Below are 18,126 nucleotides of genomic sequence, written 5' to 3' on the forward strand. Positions count from 1 at the left end.
ATCATTTGGATAGCAAATTTACGTAATCTTGCCCCATAAAGAAAATAGCAAGCAATGGAAAAAAATCTAAGCACCTCAAAAGTAGTAAACATCATTGTCTGGATATGCCAGCTATTATTAGCTGTTACGCTCCTGTGGGCAGCGGCTATGAAATGGCTGAAACCCATCGACGAATTAGCCTTGATGTGGCCCTGGACAGCCGACAACCCAACCCTTACCCGAATAACAGGCTTATTTGACTTACTGGGAGGGCTGGGTATTCTGTTACCTTCAACCTTACGCATCAGACCCGCACTTACTATCTATGCCGCCTATGGCATTATCGCTTTAATGCTAACTGCCAGTATTTTTCATATAGCAAGAGGAGAAGCCTCGCAGATAGGTTTCAATCTATTGGTGATAGCAATGGCCGGATTTATAGCCTGGGCAAGAAGCCGCAAAGTAGTAATCAGCAGCAGATAAAGTAAAGGTTTTGATTATGAATAATTTGATAAACGCAAGGCTTCAAAACTCAGAACCTTGCGTTTATTGATTTAATCGTGCAAAATACCAAGAGCTTCGCTGTCAGCTATTTGTTCAATAAAAATAAAGGCTCATTCTGCGGTCTTTGTTGGGTGTCACTGCTTATTTTGGTTTAATTGGCTACCTGATTTAAGCACGCCTTATGAACCTGATTCTGAAACTAAAAACCTGGCAGATATTCTTACTATTGATGAGTCCCCGGATTTTAATGTTGTTTTTCCTCAACAATCCCTTTTATACCGATCTGCTCATTGGTATCAATCCTTTATTATTTTTTGGCTTTCTTATCCTTTCCTACGAGTTTCTGCGACAATTCAGTCAGAAAAAACGCCCTATACAGCGTATTCTCTTCTTTCTGTTCAATCTGATTTTCATGTACCTGTTCTGCACTATGCTGGTCAATGGCTATGGGCTTGATTTTCTTGAAACAGTGCTACTCATGCCTTTTTTCTGCCTGATGATGGGGTACATTCTCTATATTTTAGCCAGAAAGCTGAACAACGCAGAAAAGGCGCATTATCTTAAATCGTATGGCATTTTTGTATACATGCTACTGTTCCTGCTACTCCCAATCGGCATCTGGATACTGGTACCGCAAATGAAAAAACTAAAGGAATTAGTCAGGTTAAACTAAAAAAGTATCAGCTATTTCTGCAAAGCACTATTATAAAACGAGCTAATTATTACGAACCAGAAAAACACATACGCCACCCCTACCAGTCTTAGTTTCAGGGGTTCTTTAAGCAGATAGTGAAAAGATAAATAGGGTAAAATAAAAATCGCCAGCAGATAAGAGATAACAAACAAGGCAGGCAGTATATCAAAGTTTCTAAGGTTTTTGATAGAATAGTAATGCCCTAAAATATAAGTAACCACATGATATATGCCGCAAATGGCAATAAAATTCAGTAAGATGAGTAGGTATTTTTTCATCATTTGCCTTTCGTTCACAGTTTAATAAATCTCAATCGGTTTTTGCAAAAAACATTCTTGAAAATTCATTTGCGAATTTATGAAATAAATATTTACTTTGAAAAAAAAAGTACTTTTAGTTTCAATAATTCATTTTATTTATTTTATGCCTTTCTTTGCTAAACTCGACCAGATTCACGCCCAACTCCGTAAAAATGTCTGGTTGCAATATTTTTCTATTTTCTGTCGGGTAGCGCTGGCCGCAGGTTTTATTCCGTCAGGACTGGTTAAAATTTTTGATGAACGCTTTACCGACCTTTCTGTCAACCACCCGATGGGTCATTACCTTGAAGCACTCTATTATACCGGATACTATTATACGTTTATCGGTATTTTGCAGGTAACAGCCGCCATTTTGTTATTAATCCCCCGCACTGCTACACTTGGCGCACTTCTTTATTTTCCAATTATCCTCAACATCACCATTCTATCATTGGCGGTTCGTTTTGTTGGCTCACATATCAGTTCGCCTTTGATGGTACTTGCCTGTCTTTTCTTAATTCTGTGGGATTACCATAAAATTAAGTATATACTACCCTTTAATGAACCACCTGAGCACAAGGTCTTACGAGCTAAAACCGAACGCATCAGAAGTTTCCCCTGGAAATTTGCTGTAGGTGCTTTCGCTGCACTGGTAGTGCTGATTACAGTACTCGTGAATATGTATAACATTGAGCCTTATAATACCCTGAAAGATTGCGCAAGACAGGCAAAAAACAGCAAAAACCCCAAAGCCACAGATGATTTCTGCAACTGTATTCATACTGAAGGCAAACCTCTGAATAAGTGTTTAGATGCGTATGAAAAGGCTTTGGAGCAGACAGGAAGATAGATGTATGCAGTAGGGGTTCAAAATTTTGAACCCCTACCTAAACTTTCTCAGATATACATGTCGCTCATAAAAGAAATTTCAGCATACATTTCTTTCAGCGTGTTGCATAGCTGTTCATAAAAAAACACCTCCCTTGCCCTATTCATCTTTCACCTCCTTTCTGATAACCCCGGCTTCACTGCCAAACATATCTAATACCTGATTTACTTTATCAAGCCTGAGGGTGGTTTTCCCTTGTTCCAGCTCACGTAAGAAACGGAGACCTACGCCTGCTTTCTGAGCTAATTCTTCCTGAGTTAATTTCACGCTTTTGCGTTTTTGCTTAACAAATTCACTGATTGGATTCATAATATTCATACCTTATCGGGTATAAATATAAAACATTTCTTAATAAATATACCTGTTAGGGTATAATTTTTTATCCCCTTCCCTCAGGGTCCCCTTCGGGAGACCCTGAGGGAACACAAAGAGCGTTCTTTCTCACTTGAATAAAAAATACAATAAAGTTAAAAATACACAATAAAGTATATTAATTTATTGTACATTTTTAACTTTATTAAACCCTGCTATCACTTCACAAACACTACCTTAATAGACCGTACTTCCCGTATCCAGCGGGCTTGTTTTTTGTCTTGTGGAGCTACGAGGCGGAAAGGGCCTTCACCTGCGGCCAAGGGAGCACCATCTTTTTCTGCTACCAACAAAACAGTGTTATTACTAAATTCAGGGTCTAACTCTGGTAATGAATACACTACTTCGTAGCCATCAGCCGCCTGAACCAGTACTACTTTAGCCAGATTTTCACCTCGCAGTTTGCCGCCCAATGTTACTCCGGCTTTTTCGAGTACCTCAACCAATGCTACGCCTTTGTATTCGTGTTCTTTACCATCTTTATCTTTGGATTTATGGCTTGCAGATTTATAGTTGGCGAGGTCTGCTTTCGTGAGCGTAAGGGGTGTCAATACCTCACCGCTTATACTGATAGATGCCGCTTGCTGGGCAAGGCTCATGAAAGGAATACTTATCAAGAGCGTGACAACCAGTAAGGCAATGTTTTTATTTTTTTTCATTGTTTTAAAGATTTATTGGGGTCTGAAAATGCCGGATTATTAATAAATGTCTTGTCGGTAAGCATCTGTAAAAAGGCGATTATATCTGCTTTTTCTGTCTGATTCAGCAAGAGTGTTTTCCCTCCTTTTTCGTTGGAAGTTCCTCTTAGAAAACTGCTCAAAGTAGGGCTTTCCTGAATGTGTTCGTTATAATGTTCCAATACCTCGGCCAGTGTTTTAAAACGTCCGTCGTGCATATATGGGTCTGTGAGCGCAATATTTCTTAGCGTAGGTACTCTGAATCTGCCTTTGTCTTCTGCCTGATTGCTGACGGCCTCCCGACCAGAGTCTTTAGGCGTGGCATCCAGTCCGTTGTTATGAAACAACTCCTTGAATGTTTTTGGTCCGCCATGACAATGGCCGCAATTGGCCCCTCTTATCCCTTTTTCCGGTGCTGGAGGTTCCATAAACAGGTTCATGCCTCTTAATTCTTGCGCAGTAGGCTGATAAGTTCCGGCCAGATAACGGTCATATGGCGAGTCGGCAGAAATAAGCGTGCGTTCAAACTGAGCCAGCGCCTTTCTGATTTTATCGGCATCAATATTGGCTGTACCAAATGCTTTTTTAAACATCGTCCCATAGACAGGCACCTGTTGCAGTTTTCTGACAGATGCTTCCATTGATTGCCCCATTTCGTGGGGATTTGTCATCGGAAAAACAGCCTGCTCTTCCAGACCCGGCGAACGGCCATCCCAGAAAAAATTGCGTACCCATAGCAGATTTACCAAAGCCATCGAATTACGGGCAGTGAGCGATTTATCAACCCCTACACTAAAGGCTTTGCCATCTGTAAAAGCCAGTTTCTGCTCATGGCAACTCCCACACGACAGCGTATTATCGGCCGATAGTTTCTTTTCATAAAACAACATTCTGCCCAACGCCACCCCTTCTCTGGTAGTAGGGTTATCAGCAGGAATAGTAATTCTACCTCCAAAATTGGCCGGATAGACCAACGGGTAAGGTTCCGGCTGGTTATCGTCTGTGTTTAATCCGCTTATAACTACACTTACCACCGCTATGCTCAACAGCAACCACCGGAAGCCTTTCCGGTTTGATTGCTGGGGTGATATGTGAGTATTGTTGTTCATTTGTCTGCTAAAACACTGTCTTAGCTACAACATTAAGCCTGTTTTCAATGATAACTAAACGCCAGCGTTACAAAGTAATTTCGTCCTGCTTCAGGAAAACCTTCAACGAGCGTATAATTTTTATCAAAAATATTATTTATCCCCGCTTCTGCCGAAATGAATTTATAAATTTTTACTGATGCCTTCGTATTCATTAACGTATAGGCTTTTGCCTGCGTGCCATAACTGGTACTATAACGGTCGCTATTATACTCAGCACTCAGCAACAGATTAACCCGTTTCAGGAAGGTATAATCAGCATAGCCGAATACCTTATTTTCTGGCACATTGGTAAATAGAATAGCCGGGTTAGTGATATTTTTACGCTTGATATACGAATAATTGGCGCCCAATGCCAGCCCTTTTTCAGCTTTATAGTCGAGCCCTAACTCTGCGCCATAAAACCGGGCTTTACCTGCATTCTGCAATTGAAATCGGCCGGGTTGCACATTATCTACCTGCTGAATAATATCATTGATACTGCTATTAAACACACTTGCCTGCAAACTTAGTTTGTCGGCTATTTTTCCGGTATAGCTCAGGTCAAAATTAACAGCTACCTCGGCATGCAATGACGGATTCGGAATAGCCTGACCCATACGGTACGAATAGCGGTCTTTGATGGTAGCAAAACGGGTCTTTCTGGCAATAGACGCCTTGATAGAATGGCCGGTGCGAATATCATAGAAGATACCCAGTTGCGCATTGACTGCATTGTTCTTACTATCGGCAAAATTAGTGAGTTCTTTGGTAGTGGCATTATATTCCTGCGCCTGTTCGCTACCACGGGTATTAAAACTTGCGCCGGGAATTAAGGCCAAGGCAGGCGTAACCTGATAAATGTTTTCGATACCTACCGATAGTGTGTTATCAATATAAGACTGTACAGGCTCACCCAAGTCATTTTCACGGTGTATATCTCTTTTATATTGAATATTAGCCCTGAAAACATTGTTTTTTAGTGCTTTCGATTCAAACTCGGCATTGCCTCCTACGGTATAGTCGTTATAAAAACTCTGAAAAGCATACGGTCTTGTTTGCTTGGTATAGGTGGTATCATCGTAGCTGAAAAGCTGATTCACAAAAGTATCATAATAAAGTCTCGACTTGATTTTGTTATGCTCGCCCAAAGCTGTATTCGAGATAAAGTACAGGCTTTGCTTGTTCCATTCAGGCCATTTCCAGAATCTGGTCATGATTTTGGAATCATCGCCCACATAAGGCGGTGTGCCTTTTTCTCCCTGCTGATTCACATAGCCAATTACATACTCATCGGTGGCATTGGGCGTAAAACCCACTTTGGCTGTCAGTTTACGGTCGTCTCTATACGCATTTTTCCGATTATCTGTCTGCTGAAATCTTCTTTTTTTAAAATCAGCCGACAAAGGGAAAGTTTTTTGTTTCAATTGCGATGCCCCTGCCTGAAAATAAAACTTACCCAACCTTGACCCTATATTGATATTGCCACGGAAACCCTCACCACTGAAAACTCCTACCCTGCCATTGACTTCAAATTTCTCTACGGGTTTTCTTGACACCAGATTAATGGCACCTCCCATCGTATTAGCACCATACAGTATAGAAGCAAAACCTTTGGAAACATTAATTTCGGCGAGGTCGAAAGTCGTAAATCGGCCCATATCTACATAGCCATCGTAAGGCACATACACGGGTACACCATCAATAAATACCGGAACCTGACGCAGGTCGAACCCACGCACATATACCACCGATTCGTTTCTTGGGCCAACATTGGCAATATTTACCCCCGGTAAAAGATTCAGGGCGTTTGATAAGTCCAGCCTATTAAATTTCTCTATGCGTTGGTAAGATATACGCTGTTGGGTATCTCTCAGCGAATCTGCCAATATTCTGATTTCTCCTAACTGAAACAATCGGTCGGGGGTTTCTGAGGGTTCGTTCTGCGCAAAAATCTGTGTTGATACAAGGCTGAAAATCAGTAGAAGCTTTTTCATGAAATCGATATATATTTAAAAATATATCGCAAATATAGGAGAAAAACCTTTGCACAAGATTCAAAACAAAAATATTGTTAAATCAGGTTGAGTAGTTCCTGCTCTGCCTCGGCTACAGCCTTTAGTTTCTGCCCCAATTTTTTATAGGCCTCTATCACTTGCAGTCCGGCTTCGGTAATTTCTGCACCGCCCCCATGCTGACCGCCTTTATGGGTAATCACATAAGGATTTTTGCCCAGAGTATTCAGGGAAACCACCATATCCCAGGCTTTTTTGTACGACATTCCCATCTGCTGCGCCGCTTTTACAATAGAACCCGTTTCCTGAATATGTTCCAATAATTGCACCCTGCCGGGCCCGAAAAACTTGGTATCATCTATAAAAACCCAATGACTCAGGCTTATTCTTACATTTCTTTCCATAGTATCAATGAATGCTTATTGCGAAGTTAGATGAAATCAGGGATATTTTGGTTGAGATAAATTGATTGCATTAAAATTTTCAAAAATCAAACCTCAAAACACCCCTATAAAAATGCCTATTCTAATCTTTCTAATTTTACTTACCCCTTTTTCCTTATTCCCTGCCCCTCCTCCTTGTTCCTTGTTCCATCCCCTCGCTTTATCGTCTAAAAAATAGACAATACAATTTAAATGCTTACATTTGTTTCTATTCTATTATCTTTCACCTAAAACCATCCCCTATTATGAAGAAAATCCTTAAAATCGTGCTTTGGTCGGTATTGGTACTCGTTGTAGTACTTGGTGGACTCATCGGCGTATTTATCTACAAGGTTAAGTATGGTTTCCCGGTTTCGTATGAGACTGAAGCTCCTAAGATTGACTTTCCGGCTGATAAACCTGCCATTTTGCTTTTCTCAAAAACCACCGGATTCCGTCATGGCGAATCTATCGAAGCCTCCAAACCAGTCATTACTGAACTGGCAAAGAAAAACAACTGGTTTGTGTATGAAACCGAAGAAGGCGGCGTTTTCAACGAAGCACAATTAGCTAAATTCAGTACTGTGATTTTCAATAACTCAACAGGAGAGGTCATTAACGATGAGCAAAAACGTGTACTCGAAAAATATGTGGAAAATGGCGGTAGTCTGATGGGTATTCACGGAGCCGGAGACGACTCGCATCATTGGGACTGGTACGAAAACAATCTTTTAGGTGCAAAATTTTCTCACCACCCAATCAGTCCGCAATTCCAGAAAACCGATGTATTACTCGACACACAGGCCGATAGTTCCCTTACGGCAGGTATTCCAAAGGTATGGAGTCATTCCGACGAATGGTATGTATTTTTCAAAAATCCCCGTGAAAAAGGCTTTAATATCCAGTTTACCATCAACGGCGAAACCATTAATCCAAGTGGCAATATCCTGTTTGTAACAGACAAAAATTATGGCATGGGTAAAGACCACCCCGTAGCCTGGTGCAAGCCCATAGGCAAAGGAAAAACTTTCTATACCTCTATCGGGCATAACGAAGAAGCCTGGAAAAATGAGCATTTTATAAGGCTGATTGAAAACGCTCTTAAATGGACGCAGGCAGGAAAAAAATAAAGCATCTCAAATGTGGGCTAATCTCTTAGTAAGATTGTATTGTACCTGCATAAAACACGGAAGTCACAACTATGCTATAATTACTGAATAGTGAAAATTAAATAGCATTGCTGATGGCTAAATATTCGAACATATCAATTACTTCTTTATTTCATCTTTCGGAATATCTCCTGCATGGCTTCGGGATTAATAGTGTTCATCTCAACTAACCTGAGCGATTTTACCATTTTCAGGGTAGTAGTTTTGTAATGTTGAAAATGAGGTGTCTGTAAATGCGCCTGATAGGCCGCTTTACTGGCATATATTTCCAGAAGTCTTATCCGGGTGGGGTTTTCTTTCTCATACATCGGGAAAATACAGATAACCCCCGCCTCAATTTTTACAGACGCCTCCGATTCAACTTTCAGTATCGCTTTATATTCATCTAAATATTCGGGCAGAATTTCAATCTCTGCTATGCGTACCATCATCGTTGTATCCCTGTTCGGGGTTATTAAACCCGGCTGTTTTTCGGCAGTTAAAGGCTGCTTCAGGTGCTGTGCTTTGAGGATACTCATGCTCATTGCCACAACCAGAAGCATTGCCCAGAACCTGATGCTGTTTTTATTCATCTTAAGGTTTATTATTTTTATTTACTTCACCATATTCTTCTGCTGAAACCGGTTGTAACCATACCACATTTACATCGTCTTTAAAATGGGTGATAGCAATATGTATCATGCCTATCTCGGCGGCAGCCCCATGCCAATGCTCGGTATTTTCGGGTATATTCACCACATCACCTTTTTTTATGATTCGGGCAGGTTTACCTTTTTCCTGATAAAAGCCTTGCCCTTCTGTAACAATCAACACCTGTCCTTTCGGGTGAGTATGCCAGTTTGTTCTGGCACCGGGCTCAAAAGTTACACTACCTATTACAAAGTCGTTATTCTTATCTCTCGCTAAAAGTGGTTTCAGAAAAGCATCTCCGGTAAAATACCCGTTGGTCAGCTTATCACCTTTCGGAAAAATCGTGTTTGTTTCCATTGTTGTTTGTGCGTTTAGACTATACAAGCTAAAAAAGCCTGAAATTGTTAGTAGAATTGCCTGCAAGCTAAGTGATTTCATAATTTTATGATTAAATAGTTATCAGCTAATTTCCATCCTGAGTTCATTGTGTTGCCCTATATTTAACATATTTGCCCCCGAATCAATTTTACCTAACAAATAAAAACCACTATCTGGCATCAGTTGATATTGTCGGTAAAAAATAACAATACCCGGGCCGGGTGCCCAATAAGCTACCTGTCCTATTTCTGCTTTTTGCATACATATCCCCGATTCGGTCAATGCCTCAGGCAGACGAGCATATTTTTGTACGCCAAATAAATCGGTCAAGCGCAAAGACAATGGTAAAAATGCCATCAACCCCCTGCTTGCCGGACAGTCGTTCAGGTTCAATACCCATATCTGTTCTCCTGATTTTACTTTAACTTGTTGGGTGTGGTGGTTCATATGGGGGTTTGATGAGGGGGTTTGGAAAGTCTTTTATACCAAATATTATTTGGCTGAGCTTCGAGCCGTGCGACGTCCGCCCACACCCCAACCCCTCTCCGCGCGGCGGCCGCCCCAACTGTGGGGAGAGGGGCTTTTTCGTCCCCTCCCTCCACAGTTGGGCGGACGCCACGCGGGAGGGTTAGGGTGGGGTATTCTCCAAACATTATTTGACATCAAAAGCTTCAAAAGCATCTCTTCATTATTTTTGATAAACAAAGGTCTTTACTTTTTTTGGTCAGTAACTTATACAAATTACTGCATCTCTTACCATTATTACCGATTTGGTAAAATCATAGAAAAAGCCTCAGCTATTTCTGTTAATTTTGATTCATCAGAATAACGATGCTCATGGAAAAGATAGAAAAACTAACAAGCGTTACACAGTTTAATACCAAAAGGGGTCAGCTTACGCTTCACCCTTTAGTAAGCGTACTCGACCAGTCAAAGTCCATATCCATACAATCTACAAGATATATCTCCGAATTGTATGTGGTATTTCTGAAAGATGTGAAATGTGGGCCTATGACCTATGGCAGAAGCCACTACGACTATGAAGACGAAACGCTGATTTTTATTGCGCCGGGTCAGGTGTATGGCATTGATTTACCTGCCGACAATCTGGTGCAGCCTACGGGTTGGGCATTGGTATTTCATCCTGATTTTATCAGAGGTACTGCCTTGGGCAAGCAAATAAAAGACTACGGTTTTTTCTCGTATGATTCCAACGAGGCATTGCATCTTTCAACCCGTGAAAAGCAGATTGTGATAGAGTGTTTCAGCAAAATAAAAGATGAACTGGAACATGGCATTGACAAATACAGTAAAACGCTTATTATCAGTAATATCGAGTTGTTTCTGAATTATTGTACCCGTTTTTACGGCCGTCAGTTTATTACCCGTGAAAACCTGAATAAAGATATACTGGTAAGATTTGAAGAACTGCTGAACGACTATTTTCAATCAGACAAACCGCAAACCATCGGGCTGCCGTCGGTAGGCTTTTGTGCCGAACAGCTGCATTTGTCGGCCAATTATTTTGGCGACCTGATAAAGAAAGAAACAGGCAAATCGGCACAGGAATTTATCCATTCGGCCATTATCAACCTTGCCAAAGAAAAGGTAGTTGACATTACCAGGTCTATCAGCGAAGTATCCTACGAAATGGGCTTCAAGTATCCGGCACATTTTACACGCCTTTTCAAACAATGGGTCGGGCAATCACCCACTGAATACAGGATTGCCAATTAGTCGAACTATTTTCTGTTTGCCCAAAGCAATCATCAGAAATATTCTGTTAAATTGTCCGGCGCATTCAAACAATTCATCCAATGGCAGATATTACTGTTGAAAAATATCATTTCCCCGACGACGGCATTACTCCCAACAACCGTTTGCCTGTGATTGTCTATCGGCAGGTAACAGACGCAGAAGATACATCAGCCTGGCTCGAAGAGCGTTTCAAAGCCAATGGCTGGACAAATAACTGGCGAGACATTGTGTTGCCTTACGACCATTTTCATAGCACTACGCACGAGGTGCTTGGTGTAGGCAAAGGCAGTGTTGAACTACAGATAGGCGGACAAAAAGGCATAATTGTAAACGTTTCAAAGGGAGATGCACTCATTTTACCCGCAGGTGTCGGCCACGCTTCTGTGTCAGACCATAAAAATTATGAAATGGTGGGCGGCTACCCCGACGGCAAAGACTGGGATTTACTCACAGGCACCGCCGAAGAAAGAAAACACGCCCTACCCCGTATTAAAAATCTGCCATTACCCACCAAAGACCCCATTTTTGGCGAAGAAAGCGAAATGTTACGCTTGTGGAAGTGAGTGTACAGCCTTTTCAGAAACCTAAAGCGCTGCATTTTTTCGATAACTTAGGGAATTTGATGGCTAAACTATCATCACCTTCCTGCCAGTCAAATACAATTTCTGGTAAAGGCTGTTTTTCTATATGGTCATAAAAATCACTTTTACCTGTTTTTTGATTATAGGCAGTGCTCGCCGCATAGAGTAATGATTCAGCTTCACACTCACCAATATTCTCTTCGTTAATATATTTTGCTAAACTTTCAGGATTTTCGCAGGCTTCATCATATGCTTTTTTACCCTTTAAAATAACCCAGCATCTGAAATACTCAAACCCATCGTCAGAGCAACCACCATTGATAAGGTAAGCCGCTCCCCACCAGTCCGACCGATAGGAAGCATGAAGCAATCGGTTTAATATTTTTCCAAACTCAATCATTTCTGCCACTGGTCTTTCTGACAGCATTTCTGAGACTACACTTGCCTGATAGTCCACCTCTCCTTCTGAATTTTTTCTGGCTCTTTCTATCATATTCCAGAAGTCTTCTTCTCCGAATATTACTGTATTGGCTTCTTTGTAGCCTTTTTTTAGTTTTTCGGCAATAAGCCTGTTGGCTTCTTTTTCTGCTTCCACACCTGATGGGAAGGTTTTTGATTCTACTCTTCCCAGGGTTCCACTCTTACCAAAAAATACGGTTAAAGTGGTATCTTCGATAGAAACACGCCAGAATTTATCTGAACCATCACCCCGAAATATAAAAGTTCTGTTCATTAATGATTATGTGTTATATACTATGCTAAATATTAATACCATATTCCTGATTTTTCATCAAACTGATATTTAAAAGGCTGTGTCTGAAAATAATCAGATGAAATATTTCCGTTGCTAAAAGCCATATTCACTACCCATTTATGATAAGTAATGGTATGTTCGTAATCTATGCTTGTTGAAAATTTCATAAACTGAATGGTGTCATCAGGATTAAGCGATGCCAGTTTCTGGTCATATCCATTATACCGTGGAATTTTCACCTGCAATATGTTATTTTCTATCTCAAAAATCAGATTCCCAACAACGCTGATTAATTTATTAGTGGCATTATCCGGCACTTGCATAGATTCATAAATGACTGAAATATATTTTTCAATAGTCAGAGATTTCCTGTCTGATGAAATTTCAAAAGCATACGGTATAGCATTTCTTACAGTAGCTAATCTACCTCCACGTGCCTCTTTTGTCCAGGATATCTCAATCTGCTGACAGGTTATCATATTTATTTACTGCTTTTCATCAAATCTATTATTTTGTTTCTTGGCTTCCAATGAATAAATTTGTTCAAAATGTTTCAGACAACAATGAAAAAGAATATTTTAATTGTACTGGTAGTTTTGATTGCTGCTGTGCTTGGAGGTGTATTTTATATGCTATCACCCTCAGGCGATATAGAAAAATATCAGAAATTTTATGCAGACGATACGTCTGTACCCACCAACGGACAAGTAAAAGCTACATTTTTCGGGGTTTCTACCCTGCTATTCGACGATGGGGAAACCCAGTTGCTCATCGATGGCTTTTTTACAAGACCCCCTTTTCTGAAACTAATCACCTCTGCACTCTCTACTGATACGGCCCTGATTGATGGGTTGGTAAGCCGCTATAAAATGGATAGAGTAAAAGGTATTTTTGCCACCCACTCGCACTACGACCACGCCTTTGATGTAGCCTACGACGCAAAAAAAATGAATGCCACTTTGTATGGCTCGGTTTCAACACTCAATATCGGTCGTGGTGGTGGGCTGAAAGAAGAACAATTACACTTGTTTGTGCCTTACGAAGAAATCCGGTTAGGCAAATTTACTGTGCAGATTATCCCCTCCATACACTCCTCACCCAGTGCGTTAAAAGATTCGGGCGTAGTCATTAAAGAGCCGATACGCCAGCCTGTGAAAATGAAAGATTACCCCGAAGGTGGGTCATTCGATTTCTTAATTAAACATAACGACCACCGGATATATATTAAACCAAGTCCTAATTATATTGAAGGTGCCTTAGATACCCTGAAAGCCGATGTATGTTTTATTGGCATAGGGACTATCTCGAAAAAAGAACCTGCCTGGCAGAACAAATACTACGAACAGACTATCGGGAAACTACACCCAAAAATAGTAGTACCGCTCCACTGGGATGATTTTACCAGACCTATCAGAGGTAGCCTTGAAATGCTTCCCCGCTTTGTAGCCAATACTCCCAAAGATTTTGATTTTATTATCCAGAAAACCAATTCAGATAAAATCGACTTTAAACTATTACAGGCCTATAAGAGTATAGTGTTGTTTTAGGTGTAGGGGTTAAAGATTTGTAGGGGTTCAAAATTTTGAACCCCTACCGGATATGCAAACTTTAGAAAGTCTAATCCACATTTCATCTGCAATTTGTTTTTGCCAACCTTCAATCATTAAAAAAATAACCCAATCTATCCCCTTTTTCAATCCATGAAAAAAATCATTTTATTGGTTATTTCCACCTTTGTTTTTCATCAAATCCATGCGCAGCAATCGGGTGTGCCTGTTTTTGTATCGGGTACAGAAGGGCATAAAACTTACCGTATTCCGGCCATTATTCAATTACCTAAAGGCGACCTGCTTGCCTTTGCCGAAGGACGGGTAAACGGAAGCGGAGATTTTGGCGACATCAATATCGTGATGAAACGCAGCACCGATAATGGCAAAACCTGGGGTACACTCTCAACTCTTGTAGATTATGCTCACCTGCAAGCCGGAAACCCTGCCCCTGTGTTTGATAGTTCAGACCCTGCTTTTCCGCAAGGCCGGATTTTTCTTTTTTACAATACAGGCAATAATCACGAAGGCGAGGTAAGAAAAGGCAATGGCTTGCGGGAAGTCTGGTACAAAACCTCAACCGATGGCGGACAAACGTGGAGTGAGAGCATAAACATTACCACACAGGTACACCGCCCGAAACAACCAGCCATTAATCCTGCGTATAACTTTGCCGAAGACTGGCGGCATTATGCCAATACACCCGGGCATGCCATTCAGCTACAGCACGGCAAATACAAAGGTCGGTTATACATAGCCGCCAACCACTCGGCAGGAGAACCACGGAAAGATGGCGAAGATTATTTTTCGCACGGTTTTTATAGCGACGACCACGGCAAAACCTTTCAACTCAGCGATGTAGTTCTCATAGAAGGCAGCAATGAATGTACGGCAACAGAGCTATCAGGCAATAGAGTAATGCTCAATATCCGCAACCAGAAAGGCGATATAAGGTCACGATTAGTGGTAATCAGTAAAGATGGAGGCGCAAGCTGGGTGCATATGTATATGGATGAGCAACTACCTGACCCTGTGTGTGAAGGTAGTATTCTCTCATTAGGCATCAGAAATGGGAAGCATGTGCTGGCATTTACTAATCCGGCTCACCAGACCAAACGGGATAACCTGACCCTCAGAATCAGCTATGACGAAGGAATCACATGGCCAGTCAGCAAAGTAATTGACAAAAGCCCTGATGAAAATGATAGAGATTACACGGCTTATTCAGATATAGTAGCCATAGACAAGAAAACCATTGGTATTTTATACGAAAAAGACCGCTACTCACAGATTGTGTTTAAGGCGGTGGTGTGGGAGTAAATTAAATCAAATAATCGTTGGGGTTCAAAATTTTGAACCCCAACTCCAAATCCCCACCAAAACAAATACACCTGTTTTTGAGTATAAGTATTTATACTACTATACAATTTTAATAATAGGACTAAACAGGAACGCTTAGTTAATTTTTCACTTTAACAAATTGTGTAACATTGTGACTTTTGTGTACATCGTGGCAAAATTGTAAAGTAATATAACGTGAGTTCGACAGGTAAATAGCTGACTACAAGGTATTTGTAGTCCCGTAGGGATTTATTCTATCGAGCTTACGTTAATATAATAAGTATTAATACAAATACGCTTAATGACAGAAAACACTTTAGTTAAAGAACGATTGCCTATTACGCTGGCAATAGCCATTTTTATGCAGATGCTGGATTCTACGATTCTGAATACAGCCCTGCCTGCTATTGCCCGTGACCTCAACCAGTCTGCCATTAATATGCACTATGCCATTGTGGCCTATGTGCTTACACTCGCCTTGTTAATGCCCGTCAGTGGTTTTTTAGCCGATAAATTCGGCACGCAACGGGTGTTTATTATGGCATTGCTTATTTTTAGCATCGGCTCTTTGTTTTGTGCTTTATCAAAAAACCTCACCCATCTCATCATTGCCCGTATCATTCAGGGGGCAGGTGGCAGCCTGATGACACCCGTAGGCAAATTAGCCATTATCAAAACATTCGATACCAAAGAAATAGTAAAGGCCATGAATTTTGCCATTGTGCCTGCCCTGATTGGTCCGGTAATGGGGCCTCTGGTGGGTGGATATATGTCGGTTTACCTTTCCTGGCATTGGATATTCCTGATTAATATTCCGATTGGTGTAGTCGGTATTATTCTTGCCCGAAGTTATATGCCCAATTATAGGTCTGATGCACCTAAATTCGACCTCCGGGGGTTTGTTTATTTTTCTTTAGCCTCATTATTATTATCTCTTTCGATAGAATTATTGGGAGATGTGCAGAACCTGACACTTGTACTAACGATTTTTATCATCGGCATTTTGTCGCTCATTGTGTATTTTATCTATGCCCGCAAATCACAGAATGCTATTTTCCCTACCAATCTGTTTATGGTGCGCACGTTCAGGGTGGGTATTTTAGGTAATTTTGCCACAAGGTTAGGGATAAGCTCGGTGCCTTTGCTTCTGCCCTTGATGATACAAACCGTTTTCGGACAGTCGGCTATTGTATCGGGCTGGATGATAGCTCCGATGGCACTGATGGCTATTTTCGCCAAATCGAGGGTAATTACTATCCTTCAAAAATTCGGATACAGAAATACTCTGGTTGTTAATACCATGATTATCGGCCTGCTGATAGCTTCTCTGGCAATTCCGGGCATACATACTTCTATTTACTGGTTTGTGCCTATTATTGTTACCATTGGCTTTTTCAACTCCATCCAGTTTACATCTATGAATACCATAGCCATTGCCGACCTGCGGAAATACCATACCAGTAGCGGTAACTCGTTATTAGCAGTTAATCAGCAGTTAGCCATCGGGTTCGGAATTTCGAGTGGATTATTAATACTGAAATACTTTGAAGCCAACAAAGCTATGCTTGATAACAGTACACATACCGCTTTCCGTTATACGTTTATGGTTATCGGGCTTATCAGTATCCTGTCGAGCTTTGTATTCAGAAGACTCCACGCCTCTGATGGTTCTAATTTGCAATAGCGATTTTTTTGTCTAATCTGCGAACCTGGAGATTCGCGCCACAAAAGATTCAACAACTATTAAAAGAAAAACAAACCGACCAACGCAGGAACATAAAACCCAATACAGGCGTTAGTTTTCTATCATTAAAAAATCGCCGCTATATGAATCCAAATCTTTTTTCTCCTTTAGAAATCCGGGGTATTACCCTCAAAAATCGCATAGTTGTTTCGCCCATGTGTCAGTATTCAAGCGAAGATGGTTTTGCTAACGACTGGCATTTAGTACATCTCGGAAGTCGGGCGGTAGGTGGTGCGGCTTTGGTAATGACCGAAGCAACAGCCGTTTCACCAGAAGGACGTATCTCTCCTAACGACTTGGGTATCTGGAAAGACGAGCATATTCCTTTCTTGCGCCGAATCACCGATTTTATCCATCAGCATGGCGCTGTTGCCGGCATTCAACTGGCACATGCAGGGCATAAAGCCAGCACACAAAGCCCCTGGAAAGGCGGCAAATTTATACCTCAATCGGCTGGTGGGTGGCAGAACTTTTCTTCGAGTGAGGTATCTATGAGCGATGGCGAAAGCAAAGCCATAGCCTTAACTACCGAAGACATTCAGCAGGTGATTGATGATTTTAAAGCAGCCACGCATAGAGCCTTAGAGGCAGGTTTTCAGGTGTTTGAATTACATGCCGCACATGGGTATTTGATTCACGAATTTCTCTCACCTTTAATCAACCACCGAACCGATGAATATGGCGGTAGTTTTGAGAACCGTATTCGTCTTTTACTCACTTTAACAGGTGAAGTACGGGCTATCGTACCCGAAAACTATCCCCTATGGGTACGTATTTCGGCTACTGACTGGGAAGAAAACGGTTGGACACCCGATGATTCTGTCAGACTGTCGGCTATACTGAAAGACAAAGGCGTTGACCTCATTGATTGCTCATCAGGTGGTTTGACTGCCCCAACCAATATTCCGGTTGGGCTTGGGTATCAGGTGCCTTTTGCCGAACTTATCAAGGCAGAAACAGGTATCAGAACCGGAGCCGTGGGTTTGATAGTTTCACCCGAACAGGCCGACGAAATTATTGTATCTGGCAAAGCCGATTTGGTATTATTAGCCCGTGAGTTCCTAAGAGACCCTTATTTTCCACTCAGAGCCGCCACCGAATTAAGCTATGACACTCAATGGCCTGTACAATATGTAAGGGCTAAAAGGGGGAAGAAATCATAAATTATGATATATAGCAGAGGTTATGTTTTATAGTAGGGGTTCAAAATTTTGAATCCCTACCACTCCTATACTCCACTCATCTC

At 41.3% G+C, this 18,126-nt stretch carries 21 protein-coding genes; 10 read left to right on the forward strand and 11 right to left on the reverse strand.

What is annotated here, in order from left to right; translation table 11 throughout:
- Positions 1-54 precede the first annotated feature (54 nt).
- Both EWM59_RS21045 and EWM59_RS21050 read left to right on the forward strand, forming a co-directional pair.
- The gene (locus EWM59_RS21045; RefSeq protein WP_130023228.1) at positions 55-462 is read left to right on the forward strand and encodes a DoxX family protein; all 408 of its coding nucleotides are present in this window, start codon (positions 55-57) and stop codon (positions 460-462) included.
- 202 nt (positions 463-664) lie between these two features.
- Positions 665-1,156 (forward strand): hypothetical protein, encoded by a 492-nt coding sequence (locus EWM59_RS21050; RefSeq protein ID WP_130023229.1) that lies wholly within the window; start codon positions 665-667, stop codon positions 1,154-1,156.
- Positions 1,157-1,167: 11 nt separating this feature from the next.
- Here the strand turns inward: EWM59_RS21050 and EWM59_RS21055 are convergent, their stop codons facing one another.
- On the reverse strand, positions 1,168-1,458 hold the full coding sequence (locus tag EWM59_RS21055; RefSeq protein WP_130023230.1) for a hypothetical protein: 291 nt from the start codon (positions 1,456-1,458) through the stop codon (positions 1,168-1,170).
- A gap of 142 nt (positions 1,459-1,600) precedes the next feature.
- On the opposite strand from EWM59_RS21055, the gene EWM59_RS21060 reads away from it, so the two are divergent.
- Complete coding sequence (locus tag EWM59_RS21060) at positions 1,601-2,326, forward strand: DoxX family protein (protein ID WP_130023231.1); 726 nt, start codon at positions 1,601-1,603, stop codon at positions 2,324-2,326.
- Positions 2,327-2,464: 138 nt separating this feature from the next.
- Here EWM59_RS21060 and EWM59_RS21065 read toward each other — a convergent pair whose 3' ends face one another.
- The 5 genes from EWM59_RS21065 to EWM59_RS21085 all read right to left on the reverse strand — a co-directional run bounded on the left by EWM59_RS21065 (position 2,465) and on the right by EWM59_RS21085 (position 6,960).
- Positions 2,465-2,674 carry a helix-turn-helix transcriptional regulator gene (locus EWM59_RS21065; protein WP_130023232.1) on the reverse strand — a complete coding sequence of 70 codons (210 nt, stop codon included), beginning with the start codon at positions 2,672-2,674 and terminating at the stop codon, positions 2,465-2,467.
- A 221-nt stretch (positions 2,675-2,895) separates the two neighbouring features.
- Positions 2,896-3,396 carry a molybdopterin-dependent oxidoreductase gene (locus EWM59_RS21070; protein WP_229239403.1) on the reverse strand — a complete coding sequence of 167 codons (501 nt, stop codon included), beginning with the start codon at positions 3,394-3,396 and terminating at the stop codon, positions 2,896-2,898.
- On the reverse strand, positions 3,393-4,523 hold the full coding sequence (locus EWM59_RS21075; RefSeq protein ID WP_130023233.1) for a cytochrome-c peroxidase: 1,131 nt from the start codon (positions 4,521-4,523) through the stop codon (positions 3,393-3,395). The genes EWM59_RS21070 and EWM59_RS21075 overlap by 4 nt, the downstream gene beginning before the upstream one ends.
- A gap of 44 nt (positions 4,524-4,567) precedes the next feature.
- Positions 4,568-6,538 (reverse strand): TonB-dependent receptor plug domain-containing protein, encoded by a 1,971-nt coding sequence (locus EWM59_RS21080; protein WP_130023234.1) that lies wholly within the window; start codon positions 6,536-6,538, stop codon positions 4,568-4,570.
- Positions 6,539-6,615: 77 nt separating this feature from the next.
- Positions 6,616-6,960, reverse strand: a complete 345-nt coding sequence (locus EWM59_RS21085) for a winged helix-turn-helix domain-containing protein (RefSeq protein WP_130023235.1) — start codon at positions 6,958-6,960, stop codon at positions 6,616-6,618.
- A 284-nt stretch (positions 6,961-7,244) separates the two neighbouring features.
- Here EWM59_RS21085 and EWM59_RS21090 point away from each other — a divergent pair, with 284 nt between their 5' ends.
- On the forward strand, positions 7,245-8,108 hold the full coding sequence (locus tag EWM59_RS21090) for a ThuA domain-containing protein (protein WP_130023236.1): 864 nt from the start codon (positions 7,245-7,247) through the stop codon (positions 8,106-8,108).
- Between the two features lie 146 nt (positions 8,109-8,254).
- Here EWM59_RS21090 and EWM59_RS21095 read toward each other — a convergent pair whose 3' ends face one another.
- The 3 genes from EWM59_RS21095 to EWM59_RS21105 all read right to left on the reverse strand — a co-directional run bounded on the left by EWM59_RS21095 (position 8,255) and on the right by EWM59_RS21105 (position 9,602).
- Complete coding sequence (locus EWM59_RS21095) at positions 8,255-8,719, reverse strand: putative quinol monooxygenase (protein ID WP_229239404.1); 465 nt, start codon at positions 8,717-8,719, stop codon at positions 8,255-8,257.
- A gap of 1 nt (position 8,720) precedes the next feature.
- Positions 8,721-9,134 carry a (R)-mandelonitrile lyase gene (locus EWM59_RS21100; RefSeq protein ID WP_130023237.1) on the reverse strand — a complete coding sequence of 138 codons (414 nt, stop codon included), beginning with the start codon at positions 9,132-9,134 and terminating at the stop codon, positions 8,721-8,723.
- Positions 9,135-9,236: 102 nt separating this feature from the next.
- Positions 9,237-9,602, reverse strand: coding sequence for a cyclophilin-like fold protein (locus EWM59_RS21105; protein WP_130023238.1), 366 nt, complete (start codon positions 9,600-9,602; stop codon positions 9,237-9,239).
- Between the two features lie 390 nt (positions 9,603-9,992).
- Here EWM59_RS21105 and EWM59_RS21110 point away from each other — a divergent pair, with 390 nt between their 5' ends.
- Positions 9,993-10,892 (forward strand): helix-turn-helix domain-containing protein, encoded by a 900-nt coding sequence (locus tag EWM59_RS21110; RefSeq protein ID WP_130023239.1) that lies wholly within the window; start codon positions 9,993-9,995, stop codon positions 10,890-10,892.
- 80 nt (positions 10,893-10,972) lie between these two features.
- The gene (locus EWM59_RS21115) at positions 10,973-11,476 is read left to right on the forward strand and encodes a cupin (RefSeq protein ID WP_130023240.1); all 504 of its coding nucleotides are present in this window, start codon (positions 10,973-10,975) and stop codon (positions 11,474-11,476) included.
- Positions 11,477-11,489: 13 nt separating this feature from the next.
- Here the strand turns inward: EWM59_RS21115 and EWM59_RS21120 are convergent, their stop codons facing one another.
- Positions 11,490-12,227 carry a DUF4240 domain-containing protein gene (locus tag EWM59_RS21120; RefSeq protein WP_130023241.1) on the reverse strand — a complete coding sequence of 246 codons (738 nt, stop codon included), beginning with the start codon at positions 12,225-12,227 and terminating at the stop codon, positions 11,490-11,492.
- A gap of 32 nt (positions 12,228-12,259) precedes the next feature.
- Positions 12,260-12,727 (reverse strand): hypothetical protein, encoded by a 468-nt coding sequence (locus EWM59_RS21125; protein ID WP_130023242.1) that lies wholly within the window; start codon positions 12,725-12,727, stop codon positions 12,260-12,262.
- 84 nt (positions 12,728-12,811) lie between these two features.
- Here EWM59_RS21125 and EWM59_RS21130 point away from each other — a divergent pair, with 84 nt between their 5' ends.
- The 4 genes from EWM59_RS21130 to EWM59_RS21145 all read left to right on the forward strand — a co-directional run bounded on the left by EWM59_RS21130 (position 12,812) and on the right by EWM59_RS21145 (position 18,043).
- A complete protein-coding gene (locus EWM59_RS21130) occupies positions 12,812-13,795 on the forward strand; it encodes an MBL fold metallo-hydrolase (RefSeq protein ID WP_165372253.1) in 984 nt (327 codons plus the stop codon).
- Between the two features lie 153 nt (positions 13,796-13,948).
- A complete protein-coding gene (locus tag EWM59_RS21135; protein ID WP_130023244.1) occupies positions 13,949-15,115 on the forward strand; it encodes a sialidase family protein in 1,167 nt (388 codons plus the stop codon).
- 322 nt (positions 15,116-15,437) lie between these two features.
- Positions 15,438-16,820, forward strand: coding sequence for an MFS transporter (locus EWM59_RS21140; RefSeq protein WP_130023245.1), 1,383 nt, complete (start codon positions 15,438-15,440; stop codon positions 16,818-16,820).
- Between the two features lie 143 nt (positions 16,821-16,963).
- Positions 16,964-18,043 (forward strand): NADH:flavin oxidoreductase/NADH oxidase, encoded by a 1,080-nt coding sequence (locus tag EWM59_RS21145; RefSeq protein ID WP_130023246.1) that lies wholly within the window; start codon positions 16,964-16,966, stop codon positions 18,041-18,043.
- The last annotated feature ends 83 nt before the right edge of the window (positions 18,044-18,126 follow it).

The organism is Emticicia agri (assembly GCF_004168285.1).
In the GTDB taxonomy this organism is placed as follows: Bacteria; Bacteroidota; Bacteroidia; order Cytophagales; family Spirosomataceae; genus Emticicia; species Emticicia agri.

Bases quoted from the DNA above. Each gene is read 5' to 3' on its own strand.
- EWM59_RS21045 (WP_130023228.1), top strand. From the start codon at position 55: ATGGAAAAAAATCTAAGCACCTCAAAAGTAGTAAACATCATTGTCTGG.
- EWM59_RS21050 (WP_130023229.1), top strand. From the start codon at position 665: ATGAACCTGATTCTGAAACTAAAAACCTGGCAGATATTCTTACTATTG.
- EWM59_RS21055 (WP_130023230.1), bottom strand. From the start codon at position 1,458: ATGATGAAAAAATACCTACTCATCTTACTGAATTTTATTGCCATTTGC.
- EWM59_RS21060 (WP_130023231.1), top strand. From the start codon at position 1,601: ATGCCTTTCTTTGCTAAACTCGACCAGATTCACGCCCAACTCCGTAAA.
- EWM59_RS21065 (WP_130023232.1), bottom strand. From the start codon at position 2,674: ATGAATCCAATCAGTGAATTTGTTAAGCAAAAACGCAAAAGCGTGAAA.
- EWM59_RS21070 (WP_229239403.1), bottom strand. From the start codon at position 3,396: ATGAAAAAAAATAAAAACATTGCCTTACTGGTTGTCACGCTCTTGATA.
- EWM59_RS21075 (WP_130023233.1), bottom strand. From the start codon at position 4,523: ATGAACAACAATACTCACATATCACCCCAGCAATCAAACCGGAAAGGC.
- EWM59_RS21080 (WP_130023234.1), bottom strand. From the start codon at position 6,538: ATGAAAAAGCTTCTACTGATTTTCAGCCTTGTATCAACACAGATTTTT.
- EWM59_RS21085 (WP_130023235.1), bottom strand. From the start codon at position 6,960: ATGGAAAGAAATGTAAGAATAAGCCTGAGTCATTGGGTTTTTATAGAT.
- EWM59_RS21090 (WP_130023236.1), top strand. From the start codon at position 7,245: ATGAAGAAAATCCTTAAAATCGTGCTTTGGTCGGTATTGGTACTCGTT.
- EWM59_RS21095 (WP_229239404.1), bottom strand. From the start codon at position 8,719: ATGAATAAAAACAGCATCAGGTTCTGGGCAATGCTTCTGGTTGTGGCA.
- EWM59_RS21100 (WP_130023237.1), bottom strand. From the start codon at position 9,134: ATGGAAACAAACACGATTTTTCCGAAAGGTGATAAGCTGACCAACGGG.
- EWM59_RS21105 (WP_130023238.1), bottom strand. From the start codon at position 9,602: ATGAACCACCACACCCAACAAGTTAAAGTAAAATCAGGAGAACAGATA.
- EWM59_RS21110 (WP_130023239.1), top strand. From the start codon at position 9,993: ATGGAAAAGATAGAAAAACTAACAAGCGTTACACAGTTTAATACCAAA.
- EWM59_RS21115 (WP_130023240.1), top strand. From the start codon at position 10,973: ATGGCAGATATTACTGTTGAAAAATATCATTTCCCCGACGACGGCATT.
- EWM59_RS21120 (WP_130023241.1), bottom strand. From the start codon at position 12,227: ATGAACAGAACTTTTATATTTCGGGGTGATGGTTCAGATAAATTCTGG.
- EWM59_RS21125 (WP_130023242.1), bottom strand. From the start codon at position 12,727: ATGATAACCTGTCAGCAGATTGAGATATCCTGGACAAAAGAGGCACGT.
- EWM59_RS21130 (WP_165372253.1), top strand. From the start codon at position 12,812: ATGAAAAAGAATATTTTAATTGTACTGGTAGTTTTGATTGCTGCTGTG.
- EWM59_RS21135 (WP_130023244.1), top strand. From the start codon at position 13,949: ATGAAAAAAATCATTTTATTGGTTATTTCCACCTTTGTTTTTCATCAA.
- EWM59_RS21140 (WP_130023245.1), top strand. From the start codon at position 15,438: ATGACAGAAAACACTTTAGTTAAAGAACGATTGCCTATTACGCTGGCA.
- EWM59_RS21145 (WP_130023246.1), top strand. From the start codon at position 16,964: ATGAATCCAAATCTTTTTTCTCCTTTAGAAATCCGGGGTATTACCCTC.